Origin of the sequence: Paenibacillus terrae (genome assembly GCF_000943545.1) — a bacterium.
Lineage (GTDB): Bacteria > Bacillota > Bacilli > Paenibacillales > Paenibacillaceae > Paenibacillus > Paenibacillus terrae_A.
Map to the genome: position 1 here is coordinate 1 of NZ_JTHP01000030.1, position 17,633 is coordinate 17,633.

Consider the following 17,633-nt stretch of genomic DNA (forward strand, 5'->3'; position numbering starts at 1 on the left):
CTTTTACGTCTTCTCTTCCGTCAAGCTCAAAATAGCGTTCATGATATCCGTTTTGGTAACCCGACCCATCAATCCATTAGTTTGAATGAAGGAGGTCCCCATACACTGCTCGTCCATGACCGGAAGGCAATTGATCTGATGACGAACGAGCCTGGATATCGCCTCCAGCAGAGAATCCCCCGGAGTGAGTGTCGTCATTTGGGCGCGTCGCGTCATTGCCATCGTTACCGGAACAGCGTGAAGATCGGTATGCCCCAGCGTCACCTTCAGCAGATCCTTGCGAGTAACAATTCCGATCAGCTCCTGATCCTCTCCTGTGACCATCAACGTACCGGTATTTTGCTGAAATAACATCAGTACCGCATCGTAAGCCGTAGCGTCACCAGAAATTAAAATCGGATCACTGAGCACATCAGCCACAGTCAGCTTTTTGAGCATGGTGCCAACATGACTGTCGTATTTAGGGTAACGGCCTGGCAGATATCCTACCTTCGGCTTGGCGTCTACCAGACCGAGCATGACGAGCAGCGCAAGATCGGAACGGAGGGTCGGTCGCGTCAGCCCCAACTCCTCAGCAATTTTATCCCCCGTAACAGGCGCCAGGCGCTGGACAATATCAACAATTTCACGCTGTCTTTCAGACAGTTGAATAATGATTACCTCCTTATAGAATGGGGTAGTATACATTATAGATGAGCATAGATCGGTAAATTTCCGCATTTTCCGACAATTCATCAAATTTTAATCAAAGACAGCTTGTTTTCAATTTTAAAATGTGTCACAATTGAGTATGTAATACATACTAATTATAAGTTTAACGTGTGCAATATGCTATCTTTTATTTAGCTGATGTACATGGTGTGTGATATGTATTATGAATTTAAAAAAACCTGAGGAGGAAATCAAATGAAATTTTTCTTGGATACTGGTAACATTGAAGAAATCAAACGTATTGAACGTTTGGGTCTGGTTGATGGTGTAACAACGAACCCTTCGCTGATCGCTAAGGAAGGTCGGGTGTTCAAGGAAGTCATTCAGGAGATTTGCGGTATCGTTGAAGGTCCCGTGAGTGCTGAGGTCATTGGCTTGAAAGCCGAGGATATGCTCAAGGAAGCTTATGAGATTGCCAAATGGGCACCGAACGTTGTTATTAAGCTGCCTATGACTGAAGACGGTTTGTATGCTTGTAACGAGCTGACCAAAAACGGGATTAAAACGAATGTAACGCTGATTTTCTCCGCGGCTCAAGGTTTGATGGCTGCCAAAGCTGGCGCTACTTTTATTAGCCCGTTCGTAGGACGTCTGGATGATATCGCTGTTGACGGTATGAAGCTGATTCGTGAACTGAGACAGATTTTGGACATTCATGGTCTGAAAGCCGAAATCATTGCAGCCTCCATCCGTAACATCAAGCATGTGGAAGATGCTGCTCTGTCTGGTGCGCATATTGCCACCATTCCTGGCTCCCTGCTCCCTTCCCTGTGGAAACACCCGCTGACTGACAGCGGTATTGAACGCTTCCTGAAGGACTGGGAAACTGTACCTAAAGCCTAATTCGCCCGAAACGGCAAAACTATATTGCTTTAAACCCGAACAGCTCGCATATTGCGGGCTGTTTTTTTCGTCCGTATCATTTTCTCTCCATATCTCGCAAGTCTGCCAAAGGCCGCGTCAAGTTTTTCCAGCGTTCAGGCACATCCTCACCATGATCCACGTAAACCGATTTCAGATAGCTAGACATATGGTTAACCCGATCCTCTACCAAGACCTCTCGTATGTCGGATGGCTTAACAGGCACAAAATTATTCCGTACCACCTGGAAGCGGTCTAGAGGTAAAAACATGTCCAGACTTTTCTTGTAGGAATAATGGGCCGGAAAACGCGGCGAGCTTCCTGAATCATATACCCCTCATAATCTACTTGTACCGCCTTTACGCGGCGTTCTCCTGCAATGTGGTGATTGATTTGGTAACTGGACAATATAGCGTCAAAATGAGCAATCACCGATACATTACATACTCGTGTAAAATGAAATAAGGAGTTCCTGTTTTTGGCTTTGGTGATGGCAGTTACAATCGTATTATCCACGAGTTCTCTCCTCTCTCCAACAAAGTCCAGCTCAAAGTAAACGATGAATAAAGTACAACTTTTTTTGACAAAACAACTTGTTTTACATATAATTGTTTTAACAATTAATTTACTTTTGAATTAATTTATGTACGGAAAACAGAAAGGAGTACTCATGAATAACTTGCCCCCGGATTGCTCCATCGGCATGCTGCTCGGCATTACCCATCGCAAGATGAGCCAGCAGCTTATGCATCGCCTTAAACCTTATGATATTTCCCCTGAGCAATGGTCGGTTCTGTATCAAATCTACCAGGCAGAAGGTCTGAATCAGAAGGAAATTGCATCTAAGGCGATCAAGGACCAGCCAACTACGACTCGAATTATTGATTTGTTGGACAAAAAGGGTTGGGTGCAGCGTGTGAATAGCCCACAGGACCGTCGAGCCTATTTGCTTCATTTGACTGAAGCCGGTCGACAGCTCGTGGAGGAAACTCTTCCGGTCGAGCGCGGCGCCAACCACGATTTTGTGAATGGAATTTCCCCTGCTGATCTGGAGCAGTTCCGTCAAACTCTTTTACAAGTCCACGCTAACCTGACTCAATCGGAAAAACAAGGAGAGAACGACTAACATGCAACAAGGGAAGCAGCCACTTTGGACCAAGGAATTTATCGTTTTAACCGTATCTAATCTTTTTTTATTTCTGGAATTACAGATGATCGTATCTTCCATTCCTGCGTATGTTAAAAATACATTCCACGCCAGCTCCGTTCAGGTCAGCCTCGTCACTACGCTATTCGCATTGAGCGCGATTGTGGCAAGGCTTTTTTCAGCCCGTATGCTGGAAAAAGGGCATCGCAATACCCTGATTTTCATCGGTCTGCTGTTCGGATTAGCGAGTACGCTCGGATACAGCGTTTCACCGACGATCACGGTGTTGCTACTCATGCGTATGCTGTTTGGCATCGGCTTCGGTTTGAGTAGTACCGCCTTTCCAACCATGGCCTCAAATATCATTCCTGCCAAGCGTCTCGGTGAAGGAATGGGGTATTTCAGCTTGTCCACCAGCCTGGCGATGTCGATTGGACCGACCATCGGTATTTCGATGCTGCAATATGGCAGTTTTAATCTGCTTGTATATACGACCTCAGCTGTCATTGTCCTCATTTTCCCGTTGGCCTACTGGCTGATTCGCACCCTGCCGAAAGGACATGTTGAGCCGCCGATGGTTCCTGTGGAAGAAGGACGAAAACCGGCATTTAACCGCAAGCTCTGGATTCCCGCCTTGCTGAACATGCTCATGTCTATTACGTACGGCGGATTGATCGGCTTTATGGCGCTTTACGGAGATGAAGCCAATTTGTCGCACCCGGCCTATTTTTTCCTGTTTAATGCGCTGTCCGTTCTGATCGTACGTCCCTTCTCAGGCCGTATCTATGATAAAAAAGGAGCAAAAGCGCTGCTCATCCCCGGTTCCCTGTTCCTGTTCGGCGGTCTCATCCTGCTTTCCTATGCGCACAGTGATGCCTTCATGTATCTGTCTGCCCTTTGCTATGGCATCGGTTTTGGCGTCATGCAGCCGACTTTGCAAACGTGGATGATTCAGGTCGTGTCGCCCAAGCAACGGGGCATGGCAAACGGTATGTTTCTAAACTCCCTTGATTTCGGAATCGCTGCCGGAGCGCTTATTCTTGGTATTATCGCCAAAGCCAGCGATTATGCGTGGATGTATCGCCTTTCCTCGCTGTTTATCGTATTGTTCCTGCTCATCTATATCATTCAGCTTGCTGTAGGTCGCAAGCCCAAAACGCGTGTCCCTGTCGAGGGGTAAAGCATATTTCAAAAAGAGCACCCAACACCATGGCTTCATGGAATCGGGTGCTCTTTGGTTTTAGATCGCTCTTATTTGGCCGGGGTTTTGCGTCTCAGCTTGGAAGAAAGCGGCTTTTTCCGGGATACGTCTGTCAGCCCCCCAGTGGCGTTCATATGTTCACCGGATTTTTCGTCTGAGGGTTCATCTTGCTTCGGTTTGACCGCAAACAGCATGAGCAGAGCCGCAATTCCGCCCACTCCGGCCATCACGCCAAAAAGTAAACTATGTCCACTGCTTCCGATCAGCAAGGATACAACCGGAGGACCTAGTGACACCCCGACAAAGCGCATACTACTGTACAAGCTGGTAATCGTTCCGCGCTCCTCTTTTTCAATCCCTTTCGTAATCAGGGCATCCAAACAAGGCAGTGCCAGTCCAATTCCGGCTCCCCCCAATGTAAACAGTCCGATCACCGCATAAATATGTTGAAAAAATCCGAGAATGCCAAAGCTGATCGTCAACACTGCCAAACCGGAAAAACCGATCCATTTCATCCGTTTTTTGTGCTTGCCGATGATTTTTCCTCCGATATAAGAGCACAGACAGAGAGAAACCAACGGAATCGCCAGCACGAACCCTTTCCAGACCCCGCGAAGGTTGTAACGACTTTCCAGTATGTCGGATAAGTAGAACAGGACGCCAAAAATGACAAACATACAAATGCCGCCCACGGCGAAAATTGCATATAGCCAGCGTCCTTTTTCGTCAAGCACCTGCTTCACATTTCCCAGAAACTCCCGAAACATTATCGGTTGGTTCTTACGCTTGGGCGCATGAATCAGCCAAAGCACCAAAATGAGCGAAATCAGACAGAGGCCCGGAATCACTGCCAATGGCAAAAACCAAAGGACTGCGCCGAGTGCCGCACCCAGAATTGGGCTTAACACTTTACCGAATGTATTATAGGTCTCGACTACACCCAGGTTTTTGCTGGCTTCTTCCTCATTCTCATACAAATCCCCCACGAGCGGAATGACAATGGGAAAAGCTCCCGCCGCTCCGACGCCCTGAAGCAACCGACCCCCAATAATGGTCCAGTACGCTGCCTGATCATGAAGCAGCCATGCCCCCACCGCAGAAATTCCCCCGCCAATCACCGTCAGGATCAAGCAGGGCACAATCACCGCCTTGCGACCAAATCGGTCGGAGAGATATCCCGCGATTGGAATCAGCAAAATGGCAACTACCGCATATACCGTAATTAACATGCTAATGCGAAAGGAGCTGACATGTAGCTTACGTCCGATTTCCGGCAAAACAGGAATCAGCATGGAATTGCCCAGCGTCATCATCAGCGGGATGGAACCTAATGCAAGCAGATTCCCTTTATTTTGTTGCATCCCGTTACCACCTTTGCAAAAGTAATAACACAGCTGTCCAAAATGGTTCAACAAGTGTTATTGTGTTTACATTAGTGTGGATTTATACAGCTACACCTTAAATCCTCCAACCCTTGCATTCAGCAATTTCGACATTTCTGCCAGCGTATGAATGGATGACGCGATTTCCTCCATGGAAGCCAGCTGCTCCTCAGCCGCTGCGCTGACGCTCTGGGTTCCGCCTGCGGACTGTTCCGCTACTTCGCGGATACGCTCCACGGCTCCCACCATTTGCCCCGATCCGGTGGACATCTGTTCCACAGACCGATTCACACTGTGAATCTGTTCGCTGACCTGCTGAATGGAGCTGCCAATCTGACGAAATGCCGTTTCGGCCGATTCCATGATCTTCACACCTGACTGCACTTCAACTGTTCCAGCTTGCATGGTTGATGCGACATTACCCACATGGTCCTGAATATGATGCACAAATTGTGTAATTTCCGCTGCTGAAACGGATACCTGTTCAGACAGTCTTCTTACCTCAGATGCTACGACAGCAAATCCTTTGCCCTGTTCTCCTGCTCTGGCGGCTTCAATCGACGCGTTAAGCGCCAGCATCCCTGTCTGCTTGGCAATGCCGGTAATGACAGAACCGATCATTCCGATCTGTTCAGCCTGTTCACTAAGCAGACGTACAGCACGAGCAGAGCTATCTACACTTTCGCTTACCTTTTCCATCTGCCTCATCGCCTGACCGATGGATTGCTCTCCTGCTTCTGCGTCCTTGGCAGCCGTATCCGACAGCTTGTACACCTGCTGGCTCGTCACCGCAATATGCTCCAGCCCATGAGCAAGCTCTTTTACTGCATCTGTGGTCTGTGTGATGTCATCGACCTGATACTCCATGCCAGTCGCTAGCTCTTCCATCACACCGGAAGTATGACGATTGGCCTGATTCATTTCTTCAGTGCTCAGGCTTACCCGCTCGGCGGTCACAGATATCGTACGGGCTGTATCCTGAGCATCCACAATAATATTGCGAAAGCCCGCGATCAGCTTGTTGTACGAGCTGGCAATCATGCCAATCTCGTCCTTGGTCGTAATATCGAGTTGACTACGCAAATCTCCGCCGCCCGCTGACATCTCCAGCAACTGTTCATTCATGTGGTACAACGGCCGGATGGAGCGAATCAAAATGATCGATTGTGCAATACTGTAAATGATAATAAGACAGCCCAGAATGCTCGTAATCCAGATCGTGTTGGTCATGGTTTGGTGGGCTTCTTGTACTTTCGCCGCTACCATGTCCTCCTGAGATTTAACGAACGCCATCATTTTCACATCAAGCTGTTTCCGTAAAACCCGTTCATTTTCATATATATCGAGTAAATCAGAAAACGGGGGAAACGTATCGATCGTACTCCGGTAACCCGCTGTATTCAATAATCCATGGACGCGGTTGAAATAGGAATTGATTCCCATTTTCAAATCATCCATCGTTCTCTTCGTATCTCCTGCATTCAGATCGAGCAAAGCTTCCGTTTGCTGAAGCAGCTTCACAATTTCGCTCTGCTTGCTTTCAATCCCTTTTCCATATTGTTCATCCCGAGTTAGCAAGTATCCTCGCTCGTCATTAGATATCCCGTTTAATAAAAACTGAAGAGACTTTGAATTATATACAATGGTCTCTTCACGATTCACAATATCCTTGTATTTATTCTCATTTTGTACGCTCAGAATGTAGTTTGTCAGCAGCATAGCTGCAATTACACCCGGAATAAGCAGCGCACTAAGAATCATTTTAGCCTTAATCGTTAAATTCATGAATCGGTCCCCCAGTTATGTCTGAATATAATGTCAACTTACTATATATCGTTTAATTCGGTGAAGTTTTGAACGAAACAAGAAAAGTGTATAGTTTTTCCAATGTAATTGTGACAATATGGTGAATTAATATGTTCTTTTCTGAAATAAAAAACAAAAAAAGTAACGCCATCCTTATATTCATCTCTTATTGATGATCATGAGATTAGTCGGATTTGTGATCTTTAAAAATGATATACTATTTATTTATGTCAGCATTTTGCATCATTCTATGAAAAATGCTCATGTACTATAAATGTCAAGGAGGGACTTACTTGAGTAGTCTGGAACTTACACCGCTTTTTTGCGGACTAACCGAGCTGGAAATCCGTAGCTGCCTGATCTTCCAGCATGGGAGCATGGCGCTGGAATACTACCGTGAACCTCAATTTGCGAATGAACTCTATAAAATAAATTCCTGCACCAAAAGCGTGCTTGCCGCATTAGTCAGCATCGCCATGGATCAGCAAATCGTACCACAGCCGGGTACGCCTATCCTCGAATTTTTTCCCCAGATTGCCGAGGACAGCGATATACGAAAGCGTGATATTACGATTGAACATCTGTTAACGATGTCCGCGGGCTTTAGCTGGACTGAATTTGGCGGTCAAAATTCATTTCCGACGATGAGCAAAACATCAGACTGGGTGCAATTTGTGCTGTCGCAGCCGCTGGCTGATGTACCAGGTACGCGAATGGAGTACAACTCCGGCTGTTCTCAGCTTTTGGCTACCATTTTGCGTCATGCTTCTGGACAAGCGGTAGCTGAATTTGCTGAGCAGCAGTTATTCCAACCGCTGGGTATCGAAAGCTACCACTGGGAAACCGATCCTCAAGGCACTCATACTGGTGGCTTTGGGCTGCATCTCAAACCCATGGGCATGCTCCAATTTGGCCTGCTTTACCTGCATGAAGGAAGCCGGGAAGGCCGTCAGTTTATCCAGGCAGAAACAGTCCGACAGTCCACTCGTGCGCTCCTTCCGACGGTCAAACCCCAAAAAGCCTTTTACGGCTGGCACTGGTGGGCTTCTTCCTTTTCAGACGAAACGGAGAAAAGCGCTGAAACGGATTATTATTACGCGCTCGGCTTTGGTGGTCAATACATTGTTGTCATCCCGTCTTATGACATGGTGGTTGTTGTTACTGCTGACAAGTTCAAAAAGAAACGGACTCCTGTGGATATATTCAGGCAGTACATCGTACCGATGCTTGTTCAGCAAGGGTAAACAAAAATCGAAACCTAAGTTGAAAATTGCCATTACGACTCCAAAGCAAAAAAGGGCCTGCCCGTTTGATCAGGCAAGTCCCTTTTTGCAATACATCGCTACACTAAGGAATGGCGAATTTTACTTGTGAGCGAGAGTGTACATGACCTATCCCAAGTGAATGGTAAGCTCCTGCTGTCCGCTTGAGGCTGGTGTAATGATCACTCCCTGCTCTCCCGCTTGACTGCTGCCACCCTCGACCTGATTAGCTTCGTGAATGCCCCGCAGTACCAGTGACCATGGTCTAACCGTACCCTCAGCCTTCACCGTAATCACAGCATCCTTGCGACTGGCAGTGACGGTTAGCTCTTCTTCACCAGAAGTGTTCACGATAACCGTCCGAGCCTGCTGCCCTTCACCCAGCTCGAACAAGTGAAAAGCCACTTGTTCTGCATAATCATAATCCGGACGGCTATCCTCATGACCGATCGCCAGCAGCGTGTTCGGCTTCACCAGCACGGGCAGGGTTGTAAAATCGTGATGCTCGTTAACCCAGCGACCACCCGACACGGTTTCATTCGTCAACAGATTCGTCCACTGGCCCTCCGGTACGTAATACTGTACGTTGCCTTCCTTATTAAAGATCGGGGCCACCAAAATGGAATCGCCCAGCATGTATTGCAGATCCAGCGTTGCACAGGTCGGGTCCTGCGGGAATTCCAGCACCATAGCCCGCATCATCGGCAGACCCTTCACCGAGGATTCCACAGCAGATGGATACAGATACGGCATTAATGAACATTTGAGCTTCGTAAAGCTACGTACCACATCCACCGATTCTTCATCAAACAGCCAAGGCACGCGGTACGATTCATTTCCGTGCAGACGACTATGGGAAGACAAAAGTCCAAATTGTACCCACCGTTTATACACGTCCGGCGCAGCCGTTAATTCAAAGCCGCTAATATCATGGCTCCAAAAGCCAAAGCCGCTCAAGCCAAGCGATAAGCCGCCCCGCAGCGATTCCGCCATCGACTCATATGTCGACGAGCAGTCACCGCCCCAGTGAACCGGGAACTGCTGTCCCCCGGCCGTAGCGGAACGTGCGAACAACGCCGCTTCATTTTTACCCAGCTTTTCCTCCAGCACGTCAAATACAGCCTTGTTGTACAAATGCGTGTAATAATTGTGCATTTTCACCGGATCAGAGCCGTCATGATACACCACATTCGTAGGAATCCGCTCGCCAAAATCCGTTTTAAAGCAATCCACACCCTGATCCACCAGCACCTTCAGCTTTTCCTGATACCAGGCTACCGCAGCCGGATTCGTAAAGTCAACCAGCCCCATACCTGCTTGCCACATGTCCCATTGCCACACGCCGCCATCGGGGGTTTTGACCAGATACCCGTTCTCCATGCCTTCATCGAATAAAATGGATTTTTCCGCAATATACGGGTTAATCCAAGCGCAAATTTTGAGTCCCTTCGCTTTCAATCGCTGTAGCATACCTTCCGGGTCCGGGAACATATCTTGATCCCATTGGAAATCGCACCATTGGTATTCCTTCATCCAGAAGCAGTCAAAATGGAATACAGAGAGCGGCAAATCACGCTCAGCCATCCCGTCCACAAAATGATTCACCGTCGCTTCATCATAATCGGTCGTGAACGAGGTCGTCAGCCACAAACCAAAGGTCCAGGCAGGTGGTAACGCGGGCTTGCCCGTCAGCTTGGTGTAATTGTCCAGCACCTCTTTAGGGTTGGCTCCGCCAATAATAAAATACTCTAACGATTCGCCAGAGACGCTAAACTGCACCTTCGAGACATTTTCCGATGCAATTTCATACGATACCTTTTCCGGATGATTGACAAACACACCATACCCTTTATTAGACAGGTAAAATGGAATGTTTTTGTACGCCTGCTCACTGCTCGTGCCGCCGTCCTCATTCCAGATATCGACCACCTGCCCATTTTTCACAAATGGAGAGAAGCGTTCCCCGAGGCCGTATACGTACTCCCCGATTCCCAACTCCAGCTGCTCCCGGAAAAAAGGCTGATCCTGTGGGTCTGTAATGTATCCAGGCCCACGATGTCCGCTACCCGTGATTTTACGATCCTCCACATAAAAACCTACGTCCCAGCTCTTTCCACGACCGACACGCACACTCAGATTACCGCTTTTCAGCACCGCTGCGTCCTCACCTGCCGTAATATCCACCTCTGTTGGCAAGGTATGAATTTCAAAATCCGGTCCATGATGCACCCGCCCCTTGTGGTGGTTAAAGCGTACCCGAATGACATTCGGCATCGGCGAGCTATAGGTCGCTTTCAGCAACGCCCCGTTCAGGGTGTCTCCTTTATGCTCGATCCGGTGGGTCGACGCGTATACCGTCATGGAAGCATCGTCCGTCACAATATCACGGATTTCCGCAGGATTTTGGATCTCATAGCCTTTGCGGACCATCCAATAGCCATCTGTAAATTTCATCTGTTTATTTCCTCCGTTTCGATCTATATATTGTTGAACCCAAATAAAATCGCTTGTTGGATTTTTTCGAAATCCTTACTATAATAATATTGATTTATGTAAGGGTTTACTTCTTTTATTTTGACGTATTGTATCAATATTTTGATATTTTCTATACAAAACAAAAATCAGGAAGGGAGTGGATGAAATGAATCGGGAAATGCTGCGGGAAAACCGTATTCATGGTAATCCCATGTATCCGGTCAGCGTGTATCCGAGCGTAGAGCAGTTGAACGGAAACAGCGTGCTGGAGTCTCATTGGCATGAGGAAATGGAGTTTATCGTCGTGGAGCAGGGTAGCGCCGTCTTTCAGACGGATATGGAATACACCGAGGTCAGCGAAGGTGAGGCTCTTTTTGTCAACAGCGGAGAGCTACACGCCGGATATTTAAAAAAAGCGCCAAGCTGCGTATTTTCTGCTGTGGTGTTTCATCCCGATCTGCTGCACAGCCGGACACAGGATACGGTACAGGAGCAGTTTATCGACCCTTTTATCAGCAAAAAGCTCATCGTTCCCCCTCACATTCGCGGGGTCCTGCCTTGGGAACAGGAGGTACTGACCGCGCTGCGCCGCATCATCACCAGCCATGAGCAGAATGCGCCTGCCCGTGAGCTGGCGACCAAGGCACAGCTCTATGGCATCATCGCCAGCATGTATCCCCATATGACCCCGGCTAACGGAGAGGACGTGATTATGGCAGGTCAGCGCAGCAAAGTCGAACGGATCAAAAAAGCGCTGGCGTACATCAACAGTCATGCTCATGAGCCCATTCGTTTGCGGGAAATCGCGGATGAGATTCGTATGAGCGAGGGACACTTTTGCCGTTTCTTCAAGCAGATGGTGCAAAAAAGCCCGGTCGAATACATCAATTACCACCGGGTTCAGAAGGCTTGCAGACTGCTGGAGCAAAGTGACCGCAAGGTGGTCGATATTGCGCTGGAGGTTGGCTTTGATAATCTGAGCTATTTTATCGCAACCTTTAAAAAATGGAACGGCATGCCTCCTTCACAATATCGCAAGCAGCACGAAGCCGAGCAGATGCTTGGAGCAACGCCCTTTGTCACAGATATAAGTTGAAACCAAAAATTACATGTTACTCCACTGCGCAGACGGATGGTGCTCTTCCCATCGCTGTTGTCCCCAGATTTCCTGAATGGACCCCAAGGGTAGAAATCCGGGGGCAAAGGCAACCGCTATCGCTTGTACAGCACCATTCCGTCTACTCCGTTTTCCGAGTTAATTTATCGGGTTCAGCTTATAATTTCACTTTTTCATCTGTAGTATTTCTGACTCGTATGACTGAAAGGCATTTTCCATCCCCATGACCACATTTTTAATCTTCATATATCCCTTGGTGTACGGCTCCGAGTCGCGAATTTCTTCCCACATATAGTGATACTGTTTCATATCCTCCGTTTCGCATACGACGAAATCGGTGTAATCCTTGCCAGGAAGCGCCTCTGCATCAAAAAAACGAACTTGAACATGCTCGCTATATTTTTGAATGCTCTCCTGCAAGGATGCCGCATATTTTCGACGCTCTTCCCGAGGCAAAGCCAGCCAGGAAGGATAAAATTCCAACAAAACAATCATCATATATCGCATATGCCTATCTCCTTTTTTATGAAGCTCGAATGGACTAATATGATTGTACTCTGCTTGTCCCGCAAGCTGCATTAACCTATGTTAATGCGGATCGCTGCGGAGCAATCGGCTAAGCGAAACGGGGGATACACCGATGTACGAAGCGATATGATATTGGGCAATTCGTTTGTCCAATCCGGGGTATTTGAGAAGAAAGGCTTGGTAACGTTCCTTGGCGGAAAGATACAAGAGTTCGCGTTCCCGTTCCTCTTTTCGAATGTATAGTCTCTCTACACTCTTGCGCACGAATCTTTCCCACATATGGCTTGTATCCATAAGCTCCTTCAGTACGTCATAGGGGATTTCAATGACAACCGAATCCTCCATAGCCTCAATGGTAAAGGTCGACGGTTGCCCTTGGACCATAGCCCCGTAAGAGGTTACATAATCATCTTCTGGCGAAAAGCCAACATTATACTCCCTGCCATCTGCCAAAGTGTAAAATAAACGGAATAATCCCTCTGAGCAAAAATAGGCATGATTCACGGGTTCACCCGTTTCGATCAGATACGTTCCCTGCTGTACATGTTTTACACGGGTTCGTTCTACAAATCTGTTCCAATCCTGCTCTACAATCGAGGCCTGATAAACCATCTGCTCTAATGAAAGATAATACTGATACATATGCTCATTGCTCCCCGGAATTCTTAAATAGAAGGAAACCTTTTTGATTTTTAAATACAGAAAACAGGAGCTATCCCTCCAGTCTTTACAGACCTTATGGGACAACCCCCTTTCAAAAAAGCGCACATATCATAAATACACGCGTATGGGCAAAGTAGCCTGTCAGGCTTCTGCAATATCCTCTTCGACGAAGATCGAAACCTTGCGGATACCGTCTGCTCCGATCACAACAAGCCCCTGATCCGACAGGCGGATTTCGGGGATGACGACCAGCGCCAGCAGCGACAGTGTCATCAGTGCGTTGTTCAGCACACAGCCGGATTGCTGAAGTGCCCGGCTGATGCTCTCGGACTGCGCAGCCACCTCTGCAAACGGCGCAGGAGACATCAGCCCGGCGATAGGCAGCGGGAAGCGCGTTTCGCCCGAGGCGGACACGACCACTACACCGCCGCGCATAGCCACGGCCTGCTTCGCCGCCTGGGTCATCAACTCGTCATCATTGCCAATGACGAGCAGGTTGTGGCTGTCATGCGCCACAGTCATGGCAATGGCGGCAGGCTCGGTGAAACCGACGCCCGTCACGAGTGCCACGGCATGGCTGCCACTGGCATGATGCCGCTCGAAGACGGCTATTTTGCACAGATCCTGCGCGGGATTTGCCGTGACCTCACCATTGCGGACCGGAACGGTCATCCGCACTTCCTTCGTGTCCACATGATTTTCCGTGACACGAATGACCCGTACAGGTACGTTCCCCTCCTGTACTGGAGTCGCAATGCGGAAATCCGCAGCACTCAGGTCGCGTCCCAGACGGACCGTGTCCATCACTTCCGCAGGATAAGCGAAGCCCTCCCAATCGGCGACCATTTGGCCGTGCTCGGCCACCAGTTGACCCGCCGCAATCGTAGCGGTCACGTTCACTTCGGCCAGACGGCCATCAAGCAAAATAATATCGGCAATCGCGCCCGGAATGATCGAGCCGATATCCCGCGCTACGCCGAAGCGCTCTGCCGTATTCAGCGTAGCCATCTGAAACGCGGTCACGGGCTTGACGCCCTGCGCAATGGCATGACGCACGACGAAGTCCATCTGACCCTCATGGAGCAAGGATTCCGCGCTGCGGTCATCCGTCACCAGCATCATGCGCCGGGTGTCGAGGCCCATTTCCGTGCTGGCGCGGATGGTCTCGGCCACATCATGCCATGCGGAGCCTTGCCGCATTTTGGCATACATGCCGAGCCGGATACGCTCAGCTACATCCTCGGGCGTGACACATTCGTGGTCGCCCGTAATCCCTGCGGCTGCATATACCGGCAGCCGCCAGTCGTCGGAGGCCCACGTAAAATGGCCATCCGCCACCTTGCCCGCGCGCAGCGTGGCCTGAATTTCCCCGATCATCACATCGTCACCATAGACGACGCCCGGGAAATTCATGACTTCACCCAGCCCGATCATATCCGGGCCCCAGCTTAAGGCTTCCTCGACTTCCGCCGGGCCGAAGGAGGCCCCTGTCGTTTCCAGTTCCGGCCCTGTGGACGGAACACAAGAAGCCACCTGCATGTAAGCAGCCAGCGGTGTCGTACGTGCTTCATCAAGCATCAGGCGAAGCCCTTTCAGACCGAGCACATTGGAAATTTCATGCGGGTCAAAAAATCCGCCCGTCACGCCCAGCGGCAGCACAGCTTTTGCAAACTCGGTTACCGTAAGCTGCGTGCTTTCGATGTGACAATGTCCATCCAGTAATCCCGGCGCCATATAGCGGCCTTCCGCTTCAATGATCACGGTGTCTCCTCCAATGGTATGGCTAACGTCCCGACCGACGTATGCGATACGGGAGCCCTGCACAGCAATAGACATTCCCGGTAATAATTCGCCCGATACCACATTGACCAGCGTTCCTCCGCGGATAACCAGCGATGCCTTGCGCTCCCCTCTGGCTGTAGCTACCAATTCGGGTACACAGTCCGCCAGCGGCGGGCGTTGAAATACACTCTTCATGTCCATTACGTTTTGTAACCTCCGTTTATGCTTCTTACCTGTTTTTCTTATTTGCTTATGTTACTGGAATACGTACAATTATGCCAGTCTTACAGAACAGGATCACTTTCTTCCACTTTACGGGTATACGTATCCGATACCTGCGAACTCACGAACGGTGTAATTTCGCCTATCGTATAGATGTGTAGCAAATGCATAGCCCGTGTACAGGCAGTGTAGAACAGCTTGCGCTCACTTTCACGCTGATATTGCTCCGCTGAACCGTCATAGATCAGGACCGCATCAAATTCCACGCCTTTTGCCAGGTAAGCCGGAATGATATGGACTCCCTTTTCAAAAGCCGGGGTTGTCTTCTTGATCAGCCTTGGCTTCACGGGCAACTCTCCTTCGAGCGCTTCATAAGCTGCCGCACTTTCTCCGGCATTTTTGCAGATCACTGCCACGGATTCATAGCCTTCTGCCAGCAATTCCGTGATGTTTCCGACGATCAGACGATGCAGCGTTTCACGCGAACGTACCTCCGTAACACGTGGCTTCTCACCCTTGCGGTTAAACGGTACAATATGCTCGCCTCCGGCCACCATTCCCCGGGTAAACTCCACAATTTCCTGAGTCGAGCGGTAGCTGCGTGTCAGGGAGATCATCTCGGTCTGTTCCGCTCCATACAGCTCATAAAGAGGTTCCGCATCCTGAAGCACCGAAGCATGCGCATAAATCGCCTGATTAAAATCGCCCAGCGCCGTCATTTTAGCCTGTGGAAACAAACGTTTGAAAAAAGCCAATTGGAAGGGTGAATAGTCCTGTGCTTCATCAATAAACACATGACGGATATGGCTATTGGAACGGAAGCCCAACATCAGCTCACGCAGATATAAAAATGGTGTCACGTCCTCATATGCCAGTTCCCCGGCCTGCATCCGATCCAGCGTTTGACGGCTGATTTCACTCCAGTTATCGGGCAGCTCGGCGTGATTGGCCAGCTGGCTCAGTAGCGTCTCATTCAGGAACAACTCGCCATATAAGCGGGTCGTGTCCACAAAGCGAAGCGCTTTGATCCATTTACGCAAAGGCTTCAAGCGTTCACTGACCACCATTCGCGCCAATATTTCCCGTTCACGTGTAAAATCGTCAAAGGTATGGCCTTTATTCTTGGATTTACGCCGCATGCGATTATAAGCACGCTGGTAATCCTCCGGCTCCATCAGGTCCATCTGCTGATCCACCCATGGAGCGGAGCATTCCTCTTTACCGAAACGGGCCAGCTCTTTGAGCATCCAATCCCGAAGCAGCTCCAGCCGATTCGCCAGCCGAACCGAAGAATCAAACCCATAAAACTTATGCACCATTTCCTCCAATGGAACCACCTCGCGCCCTTGAAACCGGATCGGTTTAAAACGCATACCCTCCTGCTCCAAATACGCCTTGTATCCGGTAATGGCTTGCAAAAACGTCTTGGAAGACTTAAAGCGAATACCTTCCATTCTGGCCTCATACCCCGGCTGTGTCGATGCCGAAAGTACATATTCCAGCTGCTCAAAAGGGTCTTCCAGTTGAAACTCCCGGCCCAGCCGACGCTCCAAATACTCCTGAAGCGTCGCCTGGAGCATGTTTTCCTCACCCAATTCAGGTAATACCGTTGAAACATAGCTGTTAAACATCGGATTGGGCGAAAATAGCACTACCTGATCCGCGCGCAAGCGGTCACGGTACTTATACAGCAAATAGGCTACTCTCTGGAGCGCAGCAGATGTTTTGCCGCTTCCTGCCGCCCCCTGTACGATAAGCATCCGGCTTCGATCATCACGAATGATGCGATTCTGCTCCTTTTGGATGGTTGCCACGATACTTTTCATCTGAGCATCCGAGCTGCGACTCAGCACCGCCTGTAGCAGCTCGTCTCCAATCGTTACCCCTGTATCGAACATAAAACGAATCTGTCCATCTCGGATCGAGAATTGGCGCTTGAGGGTCAGTTCTCCTTCCATTTCCCCTGCCGGAGTCTTATAGGAAGCGGGACCCGGCATATTATCGTAATAGAGATTGGAAATCGGCGCACGCCAGTCATAGACCAGAAATTCCTCGTCCTGATTATCCAGCAGGGAGGCGATCCCCAGATAAACACGCTCTGCGGGCTGTCCTTCCTCAGCAAAATCAATACGTGCAAAATACGGTGATTCCAGCAGCTTTTTCAAACGACCCAGCGCCTCTGTAGAATGCTTGTGCCTGCGCTCCCGTTCCGACAAAATTTCAGATTGCTGACGCAAGCTGGTGGAGGTCTCGCCCACATCATCCGCCTCACTGAAATTGATCGTTACCTCATCCCAAAAGTCTTTACGCATATCTACGACATCTCCGCGTACAGAGCCAACCTCCGTCTCCAGCTTCCGAATTCGCCCGCTAATGACAGCAGTCACGTCCTCTACTCTCCGTTGTTCCTCGTTCCATTGCTGCTCAGTAGCCACTGGCATCACTCCTGTTCCGTTTCCTCCTGCTCCACCGCAGG

Annotated in this window: 16 protein-coding genes; 6 read left to right on the plus strand and 10 right to left on the minus strand. The window is 49.3% G+C overall.

The features are described from left to right. Nucleotides 1-3 precede the first annotated feature (3 nt). Nucleotides 4-720, minus strand: coding sequence for a CBS domain-containing protein (locus QD47_RS15225; protein ID WP_044646941.1), 717 nt, complete (start codon nt 718-720; stop codon nt 4-6). A gap of 186 nt (nt 721-906) precedes the next feature. Between QD47_RS15225 and fsa the strand changes: the two genes are divergently transcribed. Next, nucleotides 907-1,554: a fructose-6-phosphate aldolase gene (gene fsa, locus QD47_RS15230; RefSeq protein ID WP_044646942.1), complete on the plus strand. Its 648-nt coding sequence runs from the start codon at nt 907-909 to the stop codon at nt 1,552-1,554. Between the two features lie 76 nt (nt 1,555-1,630). Here fsa and QD47_RS15235 read toward each other — a convergent pair whose 3' ends face one another. Together QD47_RS15235 and QD47_RS15240 are read right to left on the minus strand one after the other, a co-directional pair. Further along, on the minus strand, nt 1,631-1,843 hold the full coding sequence (locus QD47_RS15235; RefSeq protein ID WP_044646943.1) for a hypothetical protein: 213 nt from the start codon (nt 1,841-1,843) through the stop codon (nt 1,631-1,633). Beyond that, nucleotides 1,828-2,088: a hypothetical protein gene (locus tag QD47_RS15240; protein WP_044646944.1), complete on the minus strand. Its 261-nt coding sequence runs from the start codon at nt 2,086-2,088 to the stop codon at nt 1,828-1,830. Before QD47_RS15240 ends, QD47_RS15235 begins: the two co-directional genes overlap by 16 nt. Before the next feature lie 154 nt (nt 2,089-2,242). Between QD47_RS15240 and QD47_RS15245 the strand changes: the two genes are divergently transcribed. Then, entirely contained in the window at nt 2,243-2,698 is a 456-nt protein-coding gene (locus QD47_RS15245; protein ID WP_044646945.1) for a MarR family winged helix-turn-helix transcriptional regulator, read from the plus strand. Between the two features lies 1 nt (nt 2,699). Next, on the plus strand, nt 2,700-3,899 hold the full coding sequence (locus QD47_RS15250) for an MFS transporter (protein WP_044646946.1): 1,200 nt from the start codon (nt 2,700-2,702) through the stop codon (nt 3,897-3,899). A gap of 71 nt (nt 3,900-3,970) precedes the next feature. Here the strand turns inward: QD47_RS15250 and QD47_RS15255 are convergent, their stop codons facing one another. After that, nucleotides 3,971-5,281 (minus strand): MFS transporter, encoded by a 1,311-nt coding sequence (locus QD47_RS15255; protein WP_044646947.1) that lies wholly within the window; start codon nt 5,279-5,281, stop codon nt 3,971-3,973. 90 nt (nt 5,282-5,371) lie between these two features. Then, entirely contained in the window at nt 5,372-7,087 is a 1,716-nt protein-coding gene (locus QD47_RS15260; RefSeq protein WP_044646948.1) for a methyl-accepting chemotaxis protein, read from the minus strand. Between the two features lie 314 nt (nt 7,088-7,401). On the opposite strand from QD47_RS15260, the gene QD47_RS15265 reads away from it, so the two are divergent. Further along, nucleotides 7,402-8,352, plus strand: coding sequence for a serine hydrolase domain-containing protein (locus QD47_RS15265; protein WP_044646949.1), 951 nt, complete (start codon nt 7,402-7,404; stop codon nt 8,350-8,352). Between the two features lie 147 nt (nt 8,353-8,499). On the opposite strand, the gene yicI is transcribed toward QD47_RS15265, so the two are convergent. After that, nucleotides 8,500-10,824 carry an alpha-xylosidase gene (gene yicI / locus QD47_RS15270; RefSeq protein ID WP_044646950.1) on the minus strand — a complete coding sequence of 775 codons (2,325 nt, stop codon included), beginning with the start codon at nt 10,822-10,824 and terminating at the stop codon, nt 8,500-8,502. Between the two features lie 187 nt (nt 10,825-11,011). Between yicI and QD47_RS15275 the strand changes: the two genes are divergently transcribed. After that, nucleotides 11,012-11,941: a helix-turn-helix transcriptional regulator gene (locus tag QD47_RS15275; RefSeq protein WP_044646951.1), complete on the plus strand. Its 930-nt coding sequence runs from the start codon at nt 11,012-11,014 to the stop codon at nt 11,939-11,941. A gap of 186 nt (nt 11,942-12,127) precedes the next feature. On the opposite strand, the gene QD47_RS15280 is transcribed toward QD47_RS15275, so the two are convergent. The 3 genes from QD47_RS15280 to QD47_RS15290 form a co-directional block, all read right to left on the minus strand. After that, nucleotides 12,128-12,469 (minus strand): darcynin family protein, encoded by a 342-nt coding sequence (locus QD47_RS15280; RefSeq protein ID WP_044646952.1) that lies wholly within the window; start codon nt 12,467-12,469, stop codon nt 12,128-12,130. An 81-nt stretch (nt 12,470-12,550) separates the two neighbouring features. Continuing rightward, nucleotides 12,551-13,132, minus strand: a complete 582-nt coding sequence (locus QD47_RS15285) for a Crp/Fnr family transcriptional regulator (protein ID WP_044646953.1) — start codon at nt 13,130-13,132, stop codon at nt 12,551-12,553. 162 nt (nt 13,133-13,294) lie between these two features. Further along, a complete protein-coding gene (locus QD47_RS15290; protein WP_235332273.1) occupies nt 13,295-14,914 on the minus strand; it encodes an adenine deaminase in 1,620 nt (539 codons plus the stop codon). A gap of 13 nt (nt 14,915-14,927) precedes the next feature. On the opposite strand from QD47_RS15290, the gene QD47_RS33195 reads away from it, so the two are divergent. Further along, the gene (locus QD47_RS33195; protein WP_235332274.1) at nt 14,928-15,116 is read left to right on the plus strand and encodes a hypothetical protein; all 189 of its coding nucleotides are present in this window, start codon (nt 14,928-14,930) and stop codon (nt 15,114-15,116) included. 103 nt (nt 15,117-15,219) lie between these two features. On the opposite strand, the gene helD is transcribed toward QD47_RS33195, so the two are convergent. Beyond that, a complete protein-coding gene (helD, locus tag QD47_RS15295) occupies nt 15,220-17,598 on the minus strand; it encodes an RNA polymerase recycling motor HelD (RefSeq protein WP_235332275.1) in 2,379 nt (792 codons plus the stop codon). Between the last annotated feature and the right edge of the window lie 35 nt (nt 17,599-17,633).